We start from the raw sequence: 20,150 nt of genomic DNA, 5'->3' as shown, positions 1-20,150 counted from the left end.
GCTTTAATTTGTTGAGCAGCGGCTATTTGGCTAAATAAAATGGCAGAAATAGTCAGACAGAGTGTTGGTAGTGGCTTAGGAAATTTCATTCAGTGGTCTCCAGAAGTCATTAAAACAATAAATAAAAAGGCGATATTTCTCATAGTGGAATAGTTATATAAAGGGCTTTTCCTTTATCCCCAGGGTATTCAACCTAGCTGTTTACATTTGCTTTTAAATTGACCATTGTCACAGAAAAAGAAACGATAGGAACTGCGTTTCAATAATTGTGAAGTTGCATTTCATGATCACATAAACCCTATTAAATGCAGGAGAAAAGAGAGGGTTTATCGGGTAATAAATGTGACGCAACTTGAAATGGCTAACGTTTTAGTCCAAATGGCGGGGTTCTGATATTGTGACAAGCGAGGTTAGCTACTAATATAAAACGCTATAAATCAACATGAATAGGACAACGCGTGACCTCGGTATTTATCCGTAATTTTACCTTTGCTGCACTCCCAGCCGCCGGTTTGAATGACCAACCCCTGTTTCATGGGCTTTTGGCTAAATGTGATTTTGATGTGAATGAATATCGGGATGAGCTATTTGCCGTGTATGGCATCGCGTTTCCTGGCAGTTTACAAAAAGCCGTTGCAAAACGGCGTGCTGAATATCTGGCAGGGCGCTTTGTTGCCAGACAGGTATTGAATATGTTGGAGGCTCGCGATTATCCATTGGCAAATGGTATCGACCGCGCGCCACTGTGGCCGACCGGTTTGATTGGTAGCATCAGCCATAATAACCAACGTGCTTTGTGCACTGCACAGATAATCACACCCGCCGGAGAGCCTATTGAAGCCAGTTCCCGTCGGCATGGTATTGGTCTGGATATCGAAAGTTTAATTGCTGTTGAAAGAGCCGCTAACTTATGGCCGGGTATTCTCAGTGAAGAGGAGCATCATTGTTTCCAGGATGGGCTATTACCTTTTAACCATTTGCTGACATTGGCTTTTTCCGCGAAAGAGAGTTTATTTAAAGCCGTCTATCCGCAGCTTGGGCGTTATTTTGATTTTCTCGAAGCGAAGCTATTGAGTTATTCATTAGACACCGGGCGTTTTGAATTACAGTTGTTGCGAGAATTAAGTGAAGATTTTCCTTCGGGCCGTTGTTTTACCGGATGTTTCACATTAAATGACAGTGATGTACAGACCTTTATTGCTTATTAATCATGGTATTATTACTCTTGTCATTATTTTTAATGTTTTTAAGTTGGAAAGTTCAATGAGAATAGACTAGATATTTAGCTATCTGAAATATTTATTGATAGGAAATCATGAAATATATCGTCTTATTTATTTTCATCTTATGCGTAGTCTATGTGCACTTTCGCGGAAAGGTTCGTTATAAGTTCTGGCGTCAACTCTCAGACCATTCGACATTTGTCTCACCAATCAATGTCTTTATGTATTTATTCTCGCGCGTTCCTGGCACGCCTTATTTAAAACAAGACTTGTTCCCTGAACTTGGCGTACTGCGAGATAACTGGTTAAAAATCAGGGAAGAAGGTAAGGCATTAATGGAAGTCCAGCAAATCAAAGCATCGGATAAATATAATGATGCCGGTTTTAATTCTTTCTTTAAAACGGGGTGGAAGCGTTTTTATTTGAAATGGTATGAAGATAGCCATCCATCAGCAATGACATTGTGCCCCCACACCACCACCTTATTGAAAGGGCTGCCATCGGTGAAAGCGGCGATGTTTGCTGAGTTACCGGACGGCAGCCGTTTGCCTCGCCACCGAGATCCTTATGCGGGTTCCTTACGTTATCATCTTGGTTTAATCACTCCGAATGATGACCGCTGTTTTATTGATGTTGATGGTACAACCTACAGTTGGCGTGATGGCGAGGGTGTATTGTTTGATGAAACTTATATTCATTATGCTGAAAATCAGAGTGGGCAGGATCGGCTGATTCTCTTTTGTGATATTGAACGCCCGATGCGTTATCGTTGGGCGCAATGGGTTAACCATTGGTTGGGGCGCAATTTGATGAGTGCCGCCACTGCCCCCAATGAAGAAGGGGATAGGACTGGTGGGGTTAACCGTGCTTTCAAATATATCTATGCGGTACGTAAGGTAGGTAAGCGCCTGAAAGCCTGGAATCGCAGAATTTATTATTTGATCAAATGGCTATTATTTGGTGGCATTGCCGCATTGATTTTTTATGCGTTGTAGCTCCAGGTAAGTAAAAAAGTGATCAAATAGCAAAAAGCCCGCATATCTTTCTTTAAGCGGGCTTTATCATTAACATCCGATAGCTCCCACTTTTAGTCCTCCAATCGTGTTATTTGACCCAGGTTTAGGCCAAATTGCACGGCAAAATCTCAGCAATGAGCCGTTAAACTTCAAATGCAAATTTTTATTCCATAAAAAATTATTTTTGAAATAAAATGGTTAGCTGGGTCACAAAAGAACCAACTTTCTTTACTACTCCTTCACTAAAAACCTACCCGTTTTGTCATCTACTTATCATTTTTTTTCATTTAATATCAAATGGATATTTTTTATCGGTGCTGTTGAATAGAGTGTTAGTCCTGTTTTTACTCACCTCAAGTTAGAATTTAAGTATCATATTGTGATCGATATAGAATTTTAATTTCAATATGAATGATATGTTATGTCACAGTTAAGTTATTCAGGTGTTGCTGTGAGTTGTCAGGTGGACAGGCAAGAAATCGAAAATGTAAAAGGGGCGTGCTAAATAGAAAAACACATCATAAGTAATATAACGTCACACTCTGTAAGAAAGTTTATTTGGCTTCAATAACTGCATTTATCTAATTAATAAATCAGAGTGTCAAAAAGTTTTTTCACTTTCTCTTTTGAAAGTGCGGAGACGTTTTTTTTTAAAAACCTTTTTGGCATTAAATGGATACTCAAATAAAAGGTAAGGATATGTCGTTAATGATGAATCTCAACGCACAACAGAGAAAACGATTACATCAAATAACATTAGTCGCTACCTTTGGTGGCTTGCTTTTTGGTTACGACACGGGTGTTATTAATGGTGCATTTTCGTCATTGAAAGAAAACATGGCGCTGACACCGACAACAGTCGGCCTGGTAATGAGTGTACTTTTGGTCGGTGCCGCTATTGGTAGTATCTTGGGCGGAAAACTGGCTGACTTCTTTGGCCGAAGAAAATATTTACTCTATCTCTCCTTTGTTTTCTTCATTGGTGCACTATTATGTGCATTGTCCCCTAATATTACCTGCCTGCTAATTGCCCGATTTTTGCTCGGTTACGCAGTCGGTGGTGCATCGGTTACTGCGCCCACATTTATATCCGAAGTTGCACCAACAGAAATGCGGGGCAAATTGACGGGATTAAATGAAGTAGCAATTGTGTTTGGTCAATTAGCGGCATTTGCTGTGAATGCGGTGATTGGTATTGTTTGGGGACATCTTCCTGAAGTCTGGCGCTATATGTTATTGGTTCAGACTATCCCCGCGATTTGTTTATTGGTTGGAATGTGGCGTTCGCCAGAAAGTCCTCGCTGGCTGGTCAGTAAAAATCGCCGTGAAGAAGCATTAGCCATATTAAAACAGATTCGCCCCGAACAGCGTGCGATTAAAGAATTTGAAGATATCGTCACGTTGATTGATGTTGAAAAAGAAAAGCACTTATATGCGAAGAAAGATTGGGCTATTATTTTTCATACACCGTGGATCTTAAAATTAATCTTGGTGGGTATTGTTTGGGCAGCATTGCAGCAAACAACCGGGGTTAATGTGATTATGTATTATGGCACTGAAATACTGAGAACTGCCGGGTTCTCTGAAAGAATGTCATTGATTTGCAATGTGTTAAATGGCGTCTTTTCTGTCGGTGGTATGGTCATTGGGGTGCTTTTCCTGGTTGACCGGTTTAAACGGAAGACATTAATTATTTATGGTTTCGCACTCATGGCAACATTACACCTGATTATCGCCGGTGCAGATTATTATCTGATGGGTGAAATCAAGGCGACTGTCATTTGGTTGCTGGGCGCGTTATTTGTCGGTGTTATGCAAGGGACTATGGGCTTTCTTACCTGGGTGGTATTAGCTGAGCTTTTCCCATTAAAAATTCGTGGATTATCTATGGGGATTTCGGTGTTTTTCATGTGGATCATGAATGCAATAGTTAGTTACTTATTCCCGGTATTACAAGCGAAGTTGGGCCTAGGCCCGGTATTCCTGATTTTTGCACTTATCAACTATCTGGCGATTATCTTTGTGGTCGCAGCCTTGCCAGAAACAGCTAATAAATCATTAGAGCAACTAGAAGAAGAACTGTCTTCCGGTAATTAATAGGTACTGCTTTATATGAGACAAATGAGTCATAGCGCAAAGGGGACAGGTCATGCTAGATAATATTACTGCTGAAAATATCCATTTAGGGCGTCATGCAAAAAATAAGGCTGAAGTTTTATCCATGGTAGGGAAAGAGTTTAAAGCTAAAGGGTATATTAACCAGGATTGTATTGCTTTCCTTAATGAAAGAGAGCAGCAAGTCTCTACGTTTCTGGGCAATGGTATTACCTTACCTCACCTACCAAAATCAGCTACCAATATTATCGTTAAAACAGGTGTTGAGATCTTCCAATTCCCGGATGGTGTTATTTGGGATAGAAGCAATGTAATGTTTATTGCCATTGGCGTTATCGCGAAAGAAAAAGAGCATATCGATGTGCTAAAAGATATTGCCTCGATCTTTAGTGATGAAATTATTGCTAATGCACTTTCGCTGATTTCAAATAAGCAGGATTTTCTACGTATTCTTAATCGAAAATAGCGGTGAGCTTATATCGATAATACTCAAGCCGGAGAAAATTATCAGATAGCCAAAAGCCCGTTTAAGTTTCCTTAAGCGGGCAGCGCCAATTGTAATGCCAAATGGCGTTTATTCTTGTGGGCCATCGCCTGATATTTTCACTTGGCCGGAGGTAATACCATGAATTTCAATGCCCTGGAAAAAAGCCTGCCCTGGCGTCACCTCTACTTTCTGTGGCGGTGAGTTTGCTGTCTGACGATAGATAACATAGGTGTTCCCTGAGTCATCCCTGTGTAGCGCTGCGGGAGGCACCGCAATGCCTTGTTCATTGCGATAGAGAACGACCATGAGTTGGGCGCTCATACCTATTCTTACGCGTTGTGCTGGCTGAATTGATGATGAGTCAACATCAATTGTGACATCAAATTTAGCGCCAGCCTGTTGACTATCACCAACATTCCCTTGCATACCAATGGCGGCGATATGTCCCGTTAACTCCAGCCCGGCAAACCCATCACCGGTGATTTGCACCGGCATACCTTCCCGTAATAGATGTAAATCGATCTCTTCTACGCGCGTTAGTATTCTGAATGTATCTTGATTAATAATATCGATCAGCGGGGTGCCTACGTTGACGGGCATTCCGGATTGTATGAGAAGCGGGCGACTATGTTCTGGGATTATGGGGCTGACAATATAACCTGCTACGGGAGCTTTCACTTCCTTGCGGGAAAAAGCGGCCTGTAATGTATCGTATCTGGCCCGCGCGTTGGTTAGCTCTATATCTGCTATCTGGCGCTCCAGCCCCTGACTATGCGCAAGTGTTGTCATTAATTCATCTTGCGCCGCAATAAGGTCCTGCTGCTGAACTTCCACTTGCTGAGTGAGTGCGTCAACCTCCATACGAGCAACTATTCCTCGTTTAAATAGGGATTGCGTATCCCGCAAACTGTTCAGGCTATTTTTTAGCGTTTGCTGGGCCGTGCTGACAGCTCGTCGTGCGCGGGAAACCTCTGTGCTATGTGTCCAGTTTTGCAGTTGTTGCGTTTCACGCTGCGCCTTCATAAGTTCAGCCTGCGCCTGACGAAGCTGTATTTCAAGTTGTGACGTATCCAGCGTCAGTAGGATTTGGTTTTTTTCGACGTATTGCCCCTCATGTACATTGACCTGTTGCAGGACGCCGTCAAAGGGAGCCGTAATAGCGACTTGAGTTGCCGCCTGAATACGGCCAACCAACCCGAGCTGGTTTTCCAGGGGCTGCGGAACGATGTGCAACCAGTGAGTTACCATATGAGGGGCTGATTGACGGGAAGACCAGGCTGATAACCCTGACATGACACTTAGCACCAATATAAACAGCGCTACGCCACATTTATATTTGTGCAGGATTAACTTATTAAAGTAGCGGGTTATCGCAGACATTATTTTTGTTATTCATCGCCAATATGCATTTTATTAACCACGCTGTAATCACAGTGATTATCTGTTGTAACTGACAGCTTATTTGATGTCAGCCGCCCAAGCGGAAGTGTATTTTTTACTGCTTTCAATGCTATTTGCCATCAACATATCCCAGACAGTTTGGCGCTGCTCTTTGCCGTTACCGGATTCGCCGGTGACAAAGTTGAAATCCATTTTAATCAGATATTGCAGTCTGGTCAGATAATCCTCGGGATACTGAGCCTGTTCTATTTTGGGTAATTCTTCATAATGCTGCAAAACTGATTTAAAGAAATTGGTCTGTTTGAATTCGCCCTGAGCCCATTCTATTTTACTCTGAGCGACGGCCATAACCCGCCAACTCTCTTCTTGGTCATAGGATTCTTGCCACGCGGCCCGACGCTCATTAATGGTAAATGAACCGCTGTCATCGTAGGCAATCAAATCTAATTGCTCCCGCGACATACCCTGAAACGGATTGCTCGCAGCACCATTAGTAAAAGCGGTTGCCTGCTTTGCTCGTGCCAGCCGTTCGGGATTATTGGTATCAGGTACTTCTTGATCGTAAGATTTTCGACTGTTGTAATATCCCATTCCGGTTATTTGATTTAGTAAGGAATTCGACTTTGCGGTTAATTCCTGTCGAGACATTTTTGCATCGCGTTCTTCCGCACGCAAAGCTGCATCGCTTAATTGCTGGGCTAAAGAGGACAAGTTACTATTGGTGGCTGAGCCAGTAGAATTAGGCAGATCTTCCGCCTGAAGGTTTCCACTATTATTTTTAGTATCGCTATTTTTATTTGCATACTGGGTATTGGGTACGGAAGAAAAAACGTTAATTTTAATCACTCTGACCTCCTGGAAGTTAAGCAGAACATGAATTAAACAGAACATAAGTTAAACCGAACACTGATAATTTGAATATCACAACGATAAATAATAAAAGCAGGCACCCATAGAGATGCCTGCTCATTGTTATCTCATGGTAATCTGCACATCTGAATCATAAGTAGTTGGATTAGCATAAGTTACGGTTAGATTACATCTTGCCCCATTGGTAGGGGTGGAGCTTTTAGTCCATTGTGGTACTTTATTCCCCAAGACATATTTCACAGTATATTGCATATCGAACTGGCAAATTTTAGTCCCTATTTTGTAACGAACATGCATTGCGCCAACATCAGCGACAGGGTTGGATATTGTGTAAGTATTTGAACTACCGCCTGGAACTGATGCCTGCGGTTTAGGGGTCGAATTAGCCTGGGACATTATCTCTGCTGTTGTTGTTGGTGAAAATACGGCATCCGGCGCCGTCGCTGCACCCAGATTTTTAAACGTGACATTAAATTTCGGACCGGCATGAGCGGCCGTAGAAATTAAGGCAGTCGAGGTGATGACAGCAAACAAAACAGCTTTATTAAATTTCATTTAAAACTCCATTTTAAATTATTTGGCCGCATTGATAATGCCCAGGAAATATCACCGATATGTTGCAGCCAATGACATAAGAATTTCCTGTGTGAAAGAATATCGGTAGGTCAGGCAATAACTTTATATTTTTCTAACTAAGGAAAGATGTTTTTTTTAAGTTAAATCATCCTAAAGTGAAATTTATAAACCAATGGCGTATTAATTAATAATCGATATGAAATAATATTAAATGATATTATTAGACATATTAGTCATCTAAGGAAATATCCCAGCTTTCTAATGTGGTACCCAAGGTTTGGTCTAGCTCGGCTTGGGCGTTGAGATAGCTAATTTGCGCATTGAGTCTGGCGTTTTCGGCGTTGCGGAGATCGTTTTCAAAGCTGAGCACCTGAAAGTTACTTGAGCGCCCAACGCTGAGTTTTTCTCGCTCAATGTCCAATTTTCGTTTCGAGAGGTCTCGCGCCCGCTGAGCTATTTCGAACTGCCGCCAGCGTACGCCAATATCCCGGACGGCATTGATAACCTCGCGTTCCAACTGCTGTTGTGCCTGCGCGAGCAGTATGTCCTGATTACGCAAGTTAACCTGCATTTGCACTTCCGCCTGACGAGCCGCCAGATCGTTGATGGGGATTTCTACCTGTACTCCGACATAGTTTTCCCAGTTGCGAGATGAGCCGGTTTGCGCATTACGCGCTTGCATCTGATTTGCTCCGCCAACCAGTGATACATCCCACAGACGGCCATTTTGAGCAACCGTCAGGTTAATATCGGCTTGCTCTCGGGCAATAATTTGAGACAAATAGGCCGGTTGTAGCGCTAGCGCCTGCGCCATAGCTTGGGCGGGTTTAATCTCAATACGCTGGGCTTGAATTTTCTCTGTCGCCACAATTGGCGTGTTTAAATCCAGTGCCAACTGTTGCAATAAGGCAAGGCGTGCGGTATCTACCTGGTTCTTCGCTTCTTCATACGACAGTTCCTGTGTGGCGACATCAGCCTCGGTTTGGACAATTTCATATTCAGCCATCCGACCTGCATCAATCATGGCGCGATTGACCTCAACCAGTTTTCTCGATCGCTCAAGAGCATCATAGGCAATTTGCAATTGTTCCTGCGCTTTGAGCAATTCGCGATACCCTGAGATAATTTGAGTAATGCTTTGTGAGACGGTTGACTTAAGTGCCAACAGATTCAGCTGTTCGGTCAAACGAGCCAGACGCACCGGTGCCGTGGCAACTTCGTGTCCAGCCCCACGTAACAAAGGCTGAATGACGGCAATGTTGGCACCATCATTATTTGATTGTCCGGCGACGTTTGCTTTGGTTTGGCGGTAGGTCCAACCCAAACTGACCCTTGTGCCATAGGGTGTCAGTAATGTTGTGGTGGGGGCTATATTTCTTTGTTGATAATTATCTGATTGATTGCGGTTGGACAAATAACTACCACTCACCACCATTTTAGGCGTAAAGCTGTCCTCAGCTACCCGCAAGTCGAATTTTTGTCCAATACGCTCAAGATAGGCACTGCGAATGGTGCGGTTATCGCGCAATCCAAAATAAATGGCATCACTGAGTGTTAAATTGATAGGCTCAGAATCGGTAGGCACATTTTTAAGTGTTACCGAAGGTGCTCCGGGCCTTGAGGCAAAGGCTGGGCTTAGCGATGTCTGCGCTCCATCCGACCGAGAAGCGAGCATCAGGGTGGCCAGTAACATTAGATTTACGCCGTAATTATTCATCCCGCAGCGCCTTTGCCGGTTGCAGCCGTGATGCTGTCAGCGCCGGATATATGCCAAAAAATAGCCCGGTTAGCACCGAACTGACTATGCCTAACGGCAATGATAGCGGAGAAAGCGAAAATGCAGCCCATCCAGAAAAGTAGACAAACAACCAGGCGGCACCGGTGCCACATAGCGCGCCGATCGCCGCACCGGCTAACGTCAGGGTGATGCTTTCAAAAAGAAATAGGTTAGCGATATCACTGGCGCGTGCGCCGAGTGACATGCGCACACCAATTTCTCGCTTGCGCTGTGAGACATTCATTAACATCACGTTCATCACCCCAACGCCTCCCACGAGCAGTGATATGCCGCCAAGCCCTGCCAGCAACCCCGCAAACATACGTGACTGTTGCGCCATACCTGCCAGCAATTGTTGAGGAATATGAATCGCGATATCCCTATCGGGTAGTAGAGCAGCAAGATATTGCTGTAACTCTGAAGCAATGTGCTGTTGGTCATCGCCACCACGGGTTCGCGCCAGCAATATTGTGGGCAGAGAAGAGGGGGTTACGCGATGCATCCCGGCAATGGGGATTAAAATACTGTCATCGATAGATATCGGAATCATTGGGTTTGTCCCCCAGGGATGCAAAATACCGATAACCTGATATAGATATCCTTCTAGTTGTAGCTGAGCGCCGGGGAAAATTTGAATATCGTTGGCTGCCATTTCAGCAACGACATTCGCACCGAGCACCACATAGGTATTTTGATCATCATAACGGCTTAAAAATCGGCCTTGCGCGATCTGTAAATCCAGCACCTGAGCTAATTGTGCATTGACGCCTGCCACCATTAAATTTACCGAACGCCCATGAGTTCTCACTTCAGACGATGCTACGGTGAGAGCAGAGACTGACTGTATTTCTGGTAATGCTTTTCGCAGCAGATATTCATTCAGGGCTGATGATTGATAGCTCAGCGGCTTAGCCGTAGGTGGTAGCTCAATATTAGCGACCAGCAGATCGCTGCCCATTCCTTTAAATACACTCATGGCCTGTACTTCGGCGTTATGACCAATATTAATCAGAGCCACCACAGCGGCGCATCCGACAGCTATCCCTAATAGAGCCAGAAGTGCGCGTCGCCCAAGCAATCGCAGGCTATCAAGAGATTCAATGAGCAGTTGAAGAAGAGTGGGCCCATAACGTGGGATATCACTCATGTGACGCCTCATAAACCTGACCATCCTTGACCTGTAAGCAGCGCTGCATTCTCGCGGCGATGCCCACATCATGCGTCACAATAACCAGCGTCACTGCATGCTCTCGATTGAGAGTTAGCAATAAATCGATGATCTCCTGTGCGGTCTGGCTGTCTAGATTACCGGTAGGTTCGTCGGCCAATAGCAGAGAAGGTTCACCGACCAAGGCTCGAGCAATGGCAACACGCTGGCGTTGACCACCAGATAAATCCGCCGGGTGATAGAGCAGGCGGTCACCTAGCCCCACTTGGATCAATTGCTTTTGGGCCAATTGTCGGGCCATTTGTCGTGAAACACCGCGATAAATCAGCGGTAGCGCTACATTATCCAGTGCATCCAGTCGAGGTAGTAGATTGAAACTTTGAAAGATAAATCCGATGGTTCGGTTACGTGCCATCGCGCGTTGGTTGGCGCTGGCCGCAAACATGTCCTGCCCGTTCAGCAGATAGTGACCAGAGGTTGGTTTATCCAGCAAGCCAAGAATAGTGAGTAGGGTACTTTTACCCGAACCCGATACTCCTACGATGGCGCAATTTTGGCCTTGGGGAATGGAGAACGAGACATTATGCAAAACGGGATGTACGGTTTTTCCTGAGTAGAAGGTGCAGGATATATCTTGTAGACAAATTAAGTCTGTCACTGATGCTTCAATCATCTGCCATCCCTTTCGCTTTTATGCTTTCGACCAATTCCTTGCTGGCCTAATCAGACTGCATGGCCCGGTAAAAAGCCATGCAAGGTGCATCAAATTGATAACCCAAAGTCCCCCGGTTAATTAACGGCTGTAACCGGCTAAAACTTCAGTTTTTTCTGTAATGACTCATTATTGATATTGGGAGAGGGTAGGGAACTCTGGGATGGGTTGAATAGAGGGGGCTGGTGGGGCTTATCTAAATTTGGCTTTCTGGCTGGGTACAGCCTCAAAAATAACAGGTATAATCCCACAAATTATTCAACTGACTTAGAAACGAAGATGACAAAACTTACCTTACAAGAGCAAATGCTAAAAGCTGGATTAGTGAGCAGCAAGAAAATGGCTAAAGTCCAACGAACAGCTAAAAAGTCACGAGTTCAGGCTCGTGAGGCGAGAGAAGCTGTGGAAGAAAATAAAAAAGCACAACTTGAGCGTGATAAACAGCTAAGTGAACAACAAAAACAAGCTGCTTTATCTAAAGAATATAAAGCTCAGGTGAAGCAGCTTATTGAAATGAACAGAATCAACCTTGCAAAAGGCGATATTGGTTTTAACTTCACAGATAATAATTTAATTAAAAAAATAGTTGTGGATAAGATGACGCAAGCTCAGTTGATTAGCGGTCGTCTCGCTATTGCTCGAGTTGTTGCGGATAACAATGGCGAAAGTGAATACGCTATTATCCCCGCGAGTGTCGCCGATAAAATTGCGCAGCGAGATGCGAACAGTATTGTCTTAAATAGTACTCTAAGTCAGGAAGAGCAAGATGAAGAAGATCCGTATGCTGATTTTAAAGTGCCCGATGATTTGATGTGGTAATTAGCCGTTCTCAGAACGGGCTGGCATGACTGATTTTGATCCATTCCTCGCTAATGGGATGAACAAAATGTAACTCACTGGCGTGCAGCATCAGTCGTGGTGTCTGCTCGGTTCCCGGCAGCAAGCGGCCGCCATACAGGTCACAGCCCCAAATCGGGTGGCCCAACTGCTGGCAGTGGATGCGCAGTTGATGGGTACGCCCGGTTTCTGGGATGAACTGTACCCGCGTCAATGGTAGTAACCTTCCGTCTTCCAACTCATGATAAAAACGTTCAACGACCCGATAGCCGGAGCGAGCGGGCTTGCCGTGAGTTGCGCAAATCGACATCAGTGGGAACAGCGCCGGATCTTTGGCAATTGCTGCGTCTATCACCCCTTCGTTGTCATCCAGATGCCCGCAAAGCAAAGCGCTGTACACTTTGGTCACTGTACGCTGGCTGAACTGTTGGCAGAGTGCGGCATTGATAGCTCTATTGCGCGCAATGATCATCAGCCCGGAAGTACCGAAATCGAGGCGGTGGACCAGGGTGCAGCCGGGGAATATCTGAACCAGCCGATGATGCACCGAATCGAGATTTTGCGGATTTTTCCCCGAGAGGCTGAGTAACCCAGTGGGTTTATTGATAAGCACCAGGTGATCGTCCTGATAGAGCGTCTCTATCTTGTCATGGCACAGCGGGGCAATAAAAGTATCGACGATCTTAGACATTATGTAAGTACACCCGTTTAGTTCCACGCATTTTTGAGACTTCCACATTTTCAACCATCAGGTGCTGGCCTTCTGATATCAGGTTATGAGTAAAGCAAAAAGCCCGCTTAAGTTTCCTTAAGCGGGCTTCTCTAATTTGGCTCCTCTGACTGGACTCGAACCAGTGACATACGGATTAACAGTCCGCCGTTCTACCGACTGAACTACAGAGGAATCGTGTGAACGGGGCGCATGATATCTAGCATACCCGATACTGTCAACGCTAAATTAGTACATTTGGGTCGACTGCTCAGCATCTGAGCAAAGAAGGTGTTTATTGCGGTTAAATAAAGCTAGCCTGGTGTTTTTATTCTTCCTCGCATCTTGTATTACCTAAAGTGACGAGTGGATAACTAACCCATTGGAGATGAACTTTCAATATTTTGGCTCTCGTTTTCCCAGCGTTTTAGTCTGGCCAGCGGATCCTGGCGATAGAAAGTACAGAAATGCCGATACACCGCCGGGAAACGGTTTTCTAATAGCTCAGGTGCGCTGAAAAAATATTCAGATAACACAGCAAAACATTCTGCGGGATCACTGGCGGCGTAGGCATCCATACTGGCAGCGTCAACTCCCACCATATCTATCTCATCTTGAATGTTGTCCATCGCCTGGTGTAAGTCATATTCCCATGCTGCAACATCACGCATAGCGATAGGTGGCACGCCGTTTGAGTGCCCGCCGTTGCGCATATCCAACTTATGAGCTGCTTCATGGATAACCAGATTAAAGCCTGATAAATCGAATGAGTCTTGAATATCTTGCCAGTTCAGAACAATAGGCCCTTGCTCCCAGCTTTGGCCGGACTGCACGGTTTGCCCAGAATGAACCAGGCCGGCATCATCTTGCCAGTCGTCGTCAACCACAAAAGGGGAGGGATAAATCAGCACTTCATGAAAGCCATCTAGCCATTTCGCTCCCAGTTCCATAACTGGCAGGGCGAATAGCAGTGTCAGACGGGCCTGCATCAGCGGTGTTAATACTAACCCTTGTAGTGGCACCAGGCGCTTTTGCTGCAACAGGTGACTTGCGACAGAAACCAGCCGCTGTTGTTCCTCCTCATTTAAAGGTGCCAATAGGGGGATATTCAGCGCTTCACGCCACTGTGCAAGCATCTCCGCTTGCGGTTGGTTTGCTTTCCACAGCCACTTAATCATCAGGTTGCTCACAAAGTGATAATTCGAACGTCTAAAGCAGGGAAGTGTTGTTGTAAACATGCCGCAAAAGTGGGCATGAACGCAACCGTTTCATGGAGAGATACCCGAGCACTTGAAAGGGCCGCCTCGAAAACCAGTGAGAAGCTCATCTTGCGGAGGAGTAAAATTTCTCACGCTCTTTCATTATTCAAGCACTTATAGAAAAAAAATTCAGCGATCCTTATCACAGTAAGTGGGTGAAATCAGGCGATATATCTTCGTCATACGTCAAGCTACAACTGTGTTAGCGGCTTTACTGCAACTCGAATAAGTGGCCTGATACACACTATAACCTTCAGCTCGCTGCGACCACTGTGGGCTATTTAAATATTTCTGGTTAATCGATTGTAAAATACAATCCCGCTTTTTAACTTTCCTTTATCACTTTTGTTATTTCGCTTTATCTGACTGCATTGCTAGCTTCTAGGTGCTTTACCAGGGGATTGCACAAAGAAAAAGTGGCAAATAACAAGCAGTGAATAAAAGGATAATAACAAGATGACAAAGAAGAAGACGCTGAATACCGCGATAGCTGCCGGTCTTTCTGGGCTGGTTTTATTGGCGGGTAGTGTCCAGGCACAAGCTGAAGCACTCTCCCTTCAAGGGAAAACAATCGGTGTGGCGGTGGTTGGCACACAACACTTTTGGGATCGCGAAGCCTTTAAAGGGGCATCCAGTGAGGTTGAAAAACTGGGAGGGAAAGTGGTGGCGGTAGATGGTGGGCGTGATAACCAAGTGCATGCCGATAACCATGATATTTTGCTGGCGCGTAAAGTCGATGCGGTTATCAGTATTTTAGGTGACAGCGCAGTTGAGCCTAAATTTAAAGCATTACAGGCAGCAGGTATCCCGATATTCACTGTCGACCATGTGTCACCTTATTCCATCAATAACACCACCTCCGATAATTACACCATCGGCAGCACCATTGGCCGCTATACCGCAGATGCGTTGGGGGGAAAGGGCAATATAGCGGTATTTAATGCTTTCTCTAATTCATTGCGTATTTGTGGTATTCGCTACGATCTGTGGAAATATGTACTGCAGGATTATCCCGGTATTAAAATTATTCAGCCGGAATTGGCGGAGCAATATGCTAACTCGCCGGAAGATGCCCGTAAAAAAACGTTGGAGTTATTGAGTCAACATCCGAAAGGTACCTTGGATGCTATCCATGTTGCCTGCTGGGATCAGCCTGCTATTGGCATTGTGCAGGCATTGGAAGAGAGCGGGCGCGCAGGTGATGTCAAAGTGACGGCGATTGATGCCGGGCCAGAAACGCTGGAAATCATGGCAGAAAAGGGCAGCCCACTGGTTGCCAACGTCGCGCAACAACCTAATCTGATTGGCAAAACTTCTGCGGATAACGTAGCACGCTACTTTGCCGGTGAAAAATTACTGCCACAAACTTTCGTACCGGTGCTGCCAGTTAACGGGCCAGAAGAGGCGAAGGCAGTCTACAAGCAGCTTGGTTACGGCGATTTGAAATAACACCATGACATATTCTGCTTATTCAGGCACCCACGCTGTGGGTGGCCTTGAAATGAACAATATTAGAAAGTCGTTTCCGGGAACTCTGGCACTGGATGGCGCAGTGCTGCGGGTTCTTCCGGGAGAGGTACACGGTCTTATTGGCGAAAATGGTGCTGGCAAATCAACCTTGATCAAAATTCTGGCTGGGGTTTATCAAGCTGATAGCGGAGAAATTCTCGTTGATGATAAACGGCTTAACCCCGTTACAGCTAAAACTGTCCACGCCAGTGGTGTCCGCTTTATCCATCAGGAATTGCACTTAATCCCGCATTTTACTGTGACTGAATCGGTCTTTATGGGACAAGAATTACGTCACCCGTGGCTGGGGCTGGATAAACGTGCGATGCGGCAAAAAACAGAGCAATTTTTCAGGCAAATTCTGAATACCGGGATTGACGGCAATACTTTGATCAGCGAACTGAGTATTGCTGAACGCAAATTAGTACAAATTGCCCGAGCGCTGATTGATGGTCAGGCGCGATTGGTGGTGTTTGACGAGCCGACGGCCCCGCTGGAAGCCAGTGAAGCACAACGGGTGTTTGCCGCTATTAGTGAATTAAAAGCACGCGGTATCGCCATTATTTATATCTCACATTACTTGTCGGAAATAACGGCGTTATGCGACCGCGTAACAGTATTTCGTAACGGGAAGGATATCGAAACCTTATCTCCGGTGACTCAACAGGATATTGTGCCATTAATCCGTTTGATGATTGGCCGAGACCTTGATGCGCTGTTTGCCCCGCGACGCGCTAAAACGGCATTAAAACCCCGACTTGAAGTTAACCAACTACGAGTTAATCGTGCATTTTCTTCTCTGAGTTTTCAGGTTGCTGAAGGTGAAGTCGTCGGGATTGCCGGTCTATTGGGCTCAGGGCGAGACGCGCTCATTGACACCCTTTACGGCCTGCGACGGCCAAGTAGTGGGAACATCACTATCAATGGTAGATCGCAATCAATTCTCTCTCCCGCTGAGGCTATTGCACAGGGCATTGTGCTGGTGCCACGAGATAGGCGCCATCAGGGATTGGTGCTGGAAATGCCAGTGACCGATAACATTAATTTGGCGTCATTATCCGATGTGGCCTTGGCTGGTTGGGAACAACGCGGTAAAGCGGCGGTGCGCGCCGAGGGGTTAGCAAACCGTCTACGTATTCGGCCCAATAATCTTCGCCAGCCGGTTCGCTTCCTCAGCGGCGGTAATCAACAGAAAGTGATTTTAGCCCGTTGGCTGGCAACAGATGCCAATCTGTTTATTTTGGATGAACCAACATTGGGTGTGGATATGGGGGCCAGAGCTGAGATTTATCAATTGGTTGAATCATTGGTGACCAGCGGCAAAAGTGTGTTGGTTTCCTCCAGTGATGCCAGCGAGCTGATCGGATTATGTGACCGAATTTTAGTGATGTTACGCGGTGAGTTGGTGGCAGAAGTCTCAACACAAGACTTAACTCAGGAAGCTTTATTGGCATTAACCACCGGCAGCACGCCCTCTACGTCGCCACTGTCAGAACAGGAGGCACTGATATGAGCCAACTCAGTCACGGGCAGGTAAAAAATAAGCCTTTTGTTGGCAAGCGTTTCTTGCCGAATCAACGGCAATTCATTGATAACATACCGATATTACTGTTCGCGGCTTTATTACTCTTTCTCTGTGTACAGGCACCTTATTTTCTCGGATGGCAAAATATCACCACCATTCTGCGCCAGACGGTGCCACTGGCTATCCTCTGTTTCGGTTTAGTTTGTGTGGTGACCGGCGGCGGAGATGATGTGGTTTCGGGTGGTATCGATATTTCGCTACCCGCAATTGCGGTTTTGGCGGCGGCCATCATCAGTGATGGCCTGACCAATCAAGGTGCAGGTTATTTGACCATCGCTATCTGGGCGGTGGGTGCCTCATTACTGGCGGGCGCAGTCAATGCCGTGTTGGTGGTCTGGGTCAGATTGCCGCCATTACTGGCGACATTGGCCAGCTCCGTCGCCTTTATCGGCATAGCTAACCTAATAACTCAGCAACGACGCATAAGTGTGACCGATAGCGCGATGGTGGCTTTTCGCGATAATCGTTACTGGCAATTGCCGGTTGCCGTTTGGTTTATGTTGCTCATATTTGCCGTATTGCTCTTTGTTCTCTACCGAACTCGCTGGGGGTTACATTTACAGGCGAGTGGTGGCAATCGCGAAGCCGCAGAAATGTCGGGTTTACCGGTTAAACGGCTGGTGGCGCAATCATATATGCTGGCCGCGCTCACCGCCGTGTTGGCCGCATTAGCGCTGGTAGCTCGGGGATCTGGAAGCTCGCCAGGGACTGAAGAGTCATTATTGCTAGAAATGGTTCTTGCTACTTTTATCGGCTCTGCATTTTCACGTCGGCGGGTCGTGACGATTGGCGGCGCATTGCTCGGCGCTTTGCTAGTGAATGCGTTATCGAATGGGTTGGCGTTATTGCGCGTCGACATTTTCTGGGTTGGGGCGATAAAAGGTGCGCTGATATTACTGGTGCTGGCGACCTCGGCATTGAAGTCTGGCGGGCGTTACTGATGAAAAATGTGAACATTCAATACCGTCAACGGGCCTTGCCTGTTCTGAAGTACTTACTCATTCAGTATGGGTTTGTTTTAATATTAGCCGCTTTTTTTATTTTTTTCTCATTGAAAACACAGGCCTTTTTCTCGACTGGTAATCTGCAAAATCTATTACAAGGGAATGCCATCCTACTGATTGTGGCGCTGGCGATGACCTTGGTAGTGACGGCTGGCGGGATAGATCTGTCGGTCGGGGTGGCACTGGATTTTGGTGCAGCTTTTGCGCTTATCGCCCTCAAGCAATACCAATTATCTTGGCAAGTGGCGATATTGGCCGCTCTGGCGGGAGGAGCATTAATTGGTTTACTGAATGCCTTCTTAATTGTTTGGTGTAACGTTAAACCCTTTCTGGCGACATTGGGGACTTATTTCATCGGTAGCAGTGTGGAGCGGATTTATACTGATGGCGGTGGGCCGATCGCTTTCCGGCGTATGGCGCAGGAATATCACAATCTGGCGGTGGGGTCATGGGCCAATATTCCCTTACCGGTGATTTTTGCCGGGGCGCTGTTTCTGCTCTATTTTATCTTTTTTGAACGCACCATCTTTGGTAAGCGCATTCATGCACTGGGGCTGAACAGTCAGGCGGCAAATGCAGCTGGTATTCGGGTAAAACGCTATTTGTTCTGGACATTAATTATTACCTCCGTGACCTGTGCATTAGGCGGGGTGATCTTATCCGCAAACTTGCGCCAGTTTACGCCCCTTGCGGGTCAGGCCTATTTACTGGACGCCATTGCTGCCGTATTTATTGGTACCGCTTTCCATGCTCAGGGGCGGCCGAATGTCCCAGGCACTCTCGTCGGCGTGTTATTTCTTGGTATGGTTGCCAATGGTTTAAATCTATTAGGTCTTGATTTTATTGTTAAAGATGCATTGACTGGCATTATTTTGGTTGGTGCGTTGGCACTGTCATTTATCCAGCGCAATCTTAAACGCTCCCAACGTGCAGTAGCATACGAATAAGGAAATGCAGTGAGTAAATTTGATGCGGTGTTTGTTGGCCTGACCATTTTAGATATTGCCGGGCGTCCGGTCACCGGTATTCCTGAAAAGGGCGGGGTGCATTTTATCGATCAAATTCGTCTTAACCCGGCGGGGACTGCCAGTGGTGCGGCGATGAATGCTGCCAAGTTGGGTATTCATACCGCGACTTCTGCTTGTCTGGGAGAGGATGAGAAAGCCGATTTTATTCTAAGTGTTTATCATAAGCTGGGGATTGATAGCTCACTTATCCAGCGCACTACGCAAGCAGAAACCTCGGCCACAATTTTGACTATTCGACCCGATGGTGAGCGCCCCGCATTGCATTGTCGAGGGGCATCTGACCATTGGTATGTCGACGATATTGATTTTGATAGGGTATGCGATACCCGATTTTTGCACCACGGCGGCAGCGGGTTACTGGCTGCGATGGACAAAGGCCAAAGCGCGCGGCTTTTGCATCATGCAAAAAGCAAAGGCGTGGTCACCAGTTTTGACCTCATCGCGCCCAACACACAAACGCTATCATTATTAAAACCCATGCTCGCTGCTATTGATTATTTTATGCCAGCATTAGAAGAGGCTGCTTTTATCTCTGGTCTGGATAATCCGCAGGATATTGGGCAGTTCTTCCTCGATTTAGGCGTGGGTACCTGTATCTTTAAAGCCGGATCGCAAGGGTCTTATGTGATAAGTTCGCACCATAATTTCCGTGTGCCTGCCTATCAGGTGGCAGTGTCAGATACTACCGGTTGTGGTGACAGTTACTGCGGTGGATTTATTGCCGGGTTAGCTAATGGCTGGTCACTGGAACAGGCTTGTGAACTCGGTTCGGCAGTCGCGGGATTAGTGGCAACCGGTTTAGGATCGGATGCCGGAGTGGTTAATTGGGCGCATACGCTTGATTTTATGGCACATACCCCCAGATTGAACTGAA

18 protein-coding genes and 1 tRNA gene are annotated in these 20,150 nt (G+C 46.0%); 10 read left to right on the top strand and 9 right to left on the bottom strand.

Translation table 11 applies throughout. The features are described from left to right. The first annotated feature begins 458 nt into the window (after window positions 1-458). The 4 genes from ACNSO8_RS20865 (at window position 459) to ACNSO8_RS20850 (ending at window position 4,820) form a co-directional block, all read left to right on the top strand. On the top strand, window positions 459-1,208 hold the full coding sequence (locus ACNSO8_RS20865; RefSeq protein ID WP_019080902.1) for a 4'-phosphopantetheinyl transferase family protein: 750 nt from the start codon (window positions 459-461) through the stop codon (window positions 1,206-1,208). A 107-nt stretch (window positions 1,209-1,315) separates the two neighbouring features. Continuing rightward, window positions 1,316-2,218 carry a lipid A hydroxylase LpxO gene (gene lpxO, locus ACNSO8_RS20860; protein WP_019082835.1) on the top strand — a complete coding sequence of 301 codons (903 nt, stop codon included), beginning with the start codon at window positions 1,316-1,318 and terminating at the stop codon, window positions 2,216-2,218. A gap of 720 nt (window positions 2,219-2,938) precedes the next feature. Then, window positions 2,939-4,336 (top strand): sugar porter family MFS transporter, encoded by a 1,398-nt coding sequence (locus tag ACNSO8_RS20855; protein ID WP_026018007.1) that lies wholly within the window; start codon window positions 2,939-2,941, stop codon window positions 4,334-4,336. A 52-nt stretch (window positions 4,337-4,388) separates the two neighbouring features. Then, a complete protein-coding gene (locus ACNSO8_RS20850) occupies window positions 4,389-4,820 on the top strand; it encodes a PTS sugar transporter subunit IIA (RefSeq protein WP_418395769.1) in 432 nt (143 codons plus the stop codon). Window positions 4,821-4,928: 108 nt separating this feature from the next. Here ACNSO8_RS20850 and ACNSO8_RS20845 read toward each other — a convergent pair whose 3' ends face one another. From ACNSO8_RS20845 to ACNSO8_RS20820, 6 genes are all read right to left on the bottom strand, one after another. Then, entirely contained in the window at window positions 4,929-6,221 is a 1,293-nt protein-coding gene (locus ACNSO8_RS20845; protein WP_418395768.1) for an efflux RND transporter periplasmic adaptor subunit, read from the bottom strand. Between the two features lie 78 nt (window positions 6,222-6,299). After that, window positions 6,300-7,088 carry a hypothetical protein gene (locus ACNSO8_RS20840; protein WP_411928107.1) on the bottom strand — a complete coding sequence of 263 codons (789 nt, stop codon included), beginning with the start codon at window positions 7,086-7,088 and terminating at the stop codon, window positions 6,300-6,302. Between the two features lie 126 nt (window positions 7,089-7,214). Further along, window positions 7,215-7,667 (bottom strand): hypothetical protein, encoded by a 453-nt coding sequence (locus ACNSO8_RS20835; RefSeq protein ID WP_418395767.1) that lies wholly within the window; start codon window positions 7,665-7,667, stop codon window positions 7,215-7,217. A gap of 250 nt (window positions 7,668-7,917) precedes the next feature. After that, window positions 7,918-9,405, bottom strand: coding sequence for a TolC family protein (locus ACNSO8_RS20830; protein ID WP_418395766.1), 1,488 nt, complete (start codon window positions 9,403-9,405; stop codon window positions 7,918-7,920). Next, on the bottom strand, window positions 9,398-10,612 hold the full coding sequence (locus ACNSO8_RS20825) for an ABC transporter permease (protein WP_050917290.1): 1,215 nt from the start codon (window positions 10,610-10,612) through the stop codon (window positions 9,398-9,400). The genes ACNSO8_RS20830 and ACNSO8_RS20825 overlap by 8 nt, the downstream gene beginning before the upstream one ends. Beyond that, a complete protein-coding gene (locus tag ACNSO8_RS20820; protein WP_019080894.1) occupies window positions 10,605-11,306 on the bottom strand; it encodes an ABC transporter ATP-binding protein in 702 nt (233 codons plus the stop codon). Before ACNSO8_RS20820 ends, ACNSO8_RS20825 begins: the two co-directional genes overlap by 8 nt. 318 nt (window positions 11,307-11,624) lie before the next feature. On the opposite strand from ACNSO8_RS20820, the gene ACNSO8_RS20815 reads away from it, so the two are divergent. Beyond that, window positions 11,625-12,164: a DUF2058 domain-containing protein gene (locus tag ACNSO8_RS20815; protein WP_057621401.1), complete on the top strand. Its 540-nt coding sequence runs from the start codon at window positions 11,625-11,627 to the stop codon at window positions 12,162-12,164. A gap of 10 nt (window positions 12,165-12,174) precedes the next feature. Here ACNSO8_RS20815 and ACNSO8_RS20810 read toward each other — a convergent pair whose 3' ends face one another. The 3 genes from ACNSO8_RS20810 to mtfA all read right to left on the bottom strand — a co-directional run bounded on the left by ACNSO8_RS20810 (window position 12,175) and on the right by mtfA (window position 14,069). Next, the gene (locus ACNSO8_RS20810; protein ID WP_019082842.1) at window positions 12,175-12,873 is read right to left on the bottom strand and encodes an RluA family pseudouridine synthase; all 699 of its coding nucleotides are present in this window, start codon (window positions 12,871-12,873) and stop codon (window positions 12,175-12,177) included. 137 nt (window positions 12,874-13,010) lie between these two features. After that, window positions 13,011-13,086 (bottom strand) — tRNA-Asn (locus ACNSO8_RS20805). Window positions 13,087-13,265: 179 nt separating this feature from the next. After that, window positions 13,266-14,069: a DgsA anti-repressor MtfA gene (gene mtfA / locus ACNSO8_RS20800; RefSeq protein ID WP_019082843.1), complete on the bottom strand. Its 804-nt coding sequence runs from the start codon at window positions 14,067-14,069 to the stop codon at window positions 13,266-13,268. Between the two features lie 537 nt (window positions 14,070-14,606). On the opposite strand from mtfA, the gene ACNSO8_RS20795 reads away from it, so the two are divergent. The 5 genes from ACNSO8_RS20795 to ACNSO8_RS20775 are packed head-to-tail and all read left to right on the top strand — an operon-like array spanning window position 14,607 to window position 20,149. Next, complete coding sequence (locus ACNSO8_RS20795) at window positions 14,607-15,599, top strand: sugar ABC transporter substrate-binding protein (protein ID WP_019080890.1); 993 nt, start codon at window positions 14,607-14,609, stop codon at window positions 15,597-15,599. 4 nt (window positions 15,600-15,603) lie between these two features. Further along, window positions 15,604-17,172 (top strand): sugar ABC transporter ATP-binding protein, encoded by a 1,569-nt coding sequence (locus tag ACNSO8_RS20790; protein WP_263700524.1) that lies wholly within the window; start codon window positions 15,604-15,606, stop codon window positions 17,170-17,172. Continuing rightward, a complete protein-coding gene (locus ACNSO8_RS20785; RefSeq protein WP_057621398.1) occupies window positions 17,169-18,185 on the top strand; it encodes an ABC transporter permease in 1,017 nt (338 codons plus the stop codon). Before ACNSO8_RS20790 ends, ACNSO8_RS20785 begins: the two co-directional genes overlap by 4 nt. Next, window positions 18,185-19,195: an ABC transporter permease gene (locus ACNSO8_RS20780; protein WP_057621397.1), complete on the top strand. Its 1,011-nt coding sequence runs from the start codon at window positions 18,185-18,187 to the stop codon at window positions 19,193-19,195. The genes ACNSO8_RS20785 and ACNSO8_RS20780 overlap by 1 nt, the downstream gene beginning before the upstream one ends. 9 nt (window positions 19,196-19,204) lie before the next feature. Then, window positions 19,205-20,149: a carbohydrate kinase family protein gene (locus ACNSO8_RS20775; RefSeq protein ID WP_019080886.1), complete on the top strand. Its 945-nt coding sequence runs from the start codon at window positions 19,205-19,207 to the stop codon at window positions 20,147-20,149. The last annotated feature ends 1 nt before the right edge of the window (window position 20,150 follow it).

Source organism: Yersinia sp. LJYL362 (assembly GCF_048323875.1).
Note: the sequence above shows the minus strand (reverse complement) of the source record. Positions and strands in the feature narration are given on the sequence as shown.

Bases quoted from the DNA above. Each gene is read 5' to 3' on its own strand.
- lpxO (WP_019082835.1), top strand. From the start codon at position 1,316: ATGAAATATATCGTCTTATTTATTTTCATCTTATGCGTAGTCTATGTG.
- ACNSO8_RS20855 (WP_026018007.1), top strand. From the start codon at position 2,939: ATGTCGTTAATGATGAATCTCAACGCACAACAGAGAAAACGATTACAT.
- ACNSO8_RS20850 (WP_418395769.1), top strand. From the start codon at position 4,389: ATGCTAGATAATATTACTGCTGAAAATATCCATTTAGGGCGTCATGCA.
- ACNSO8_RS20845 (WP_418395768.1), bottom strand. From the start codon at position 6,221: ATGTCTGCGATAACCCGCTACTTTAATAAGTTAATCCTGCACAAATAT.
- ACNSO8_RS20835 (WP_418395767.1), bottom strand. From the start codon at position 7,667: ATGAAATTTAATAAAGCTGTTTTGTTTGCTGTCATCACCTCGACTGCC.
- ACNSO8_RS20830 (WP_418395766.1), bottom strand. From the start codon at position 9,405: ATGAATAATTACGGCGTAAATCTAATGTTACTGGCCACCCTGATGCTC.
- ACNSO8_RS20825 (WP_050917290.1), bottom strand. From the start codon at position 10,612: ATGAGTGATATCCCACGTTATGGGCCCACTCTTCTTCAACTGCTCATT.
- ACNSO8_RS20820 (WP_019080894.1), bottom strand. From the start codon at position 11,306: ATGATTGAAGCATCAGTGACAGACTTAATTTGTCTACAAGATATATCC.
- ACNSO8_RS20815 (WP_057621401.1), top strand. From the start codon at position 11,625: ATGACAAAACTTACCTTACAAGAGCAAATGCTAAAAGCTGGATTAGTG.
- ACNSO8_RS20810 (WP_019082842.1), bottom strand. From the start codon at position 12,873: ATGTCTAAGATCGTCGATACTTTTATTGCCCCGCTGTGCCATGACAAG.
- mtfA (WP_019082843.1), bottom strand. From the start codon at position 14,069: ATGATTAAGTGGCTGTGGAAAGCAAACCAACCGCAAGCGGAGATGCTT.
- ACNSO8_RS20795 (WP_019080890.1), top strand. From the start codon at position 14,607: ATGACAAAGAAGAAGACGCTGAATACCGCGATAGCTGCCGGTCTTTCT.
- ACNSO8_RS20790 (WP_263700524.1), top strand. From the start codon at position 15,604: ATGACATATTCTGCTTATTCAGGCACCCACGCTGTGGGTGGCCTTGAA.
- ACNSO8_RS20785 (WP_057621398.1), top strand. From the start codon at position 17,169: ATGAGCCAACTCAGTCACGGGCAGGTAAAAAATAAGCCTTTTGTTGGC.
- ACNSO8_RS20780 (WP_057621397.1), top strand. From the start codon at position 18,185: ATGAAAAATGTGAACATTCAATACCGTCAACGGGCCTTGCCTGTTCTG.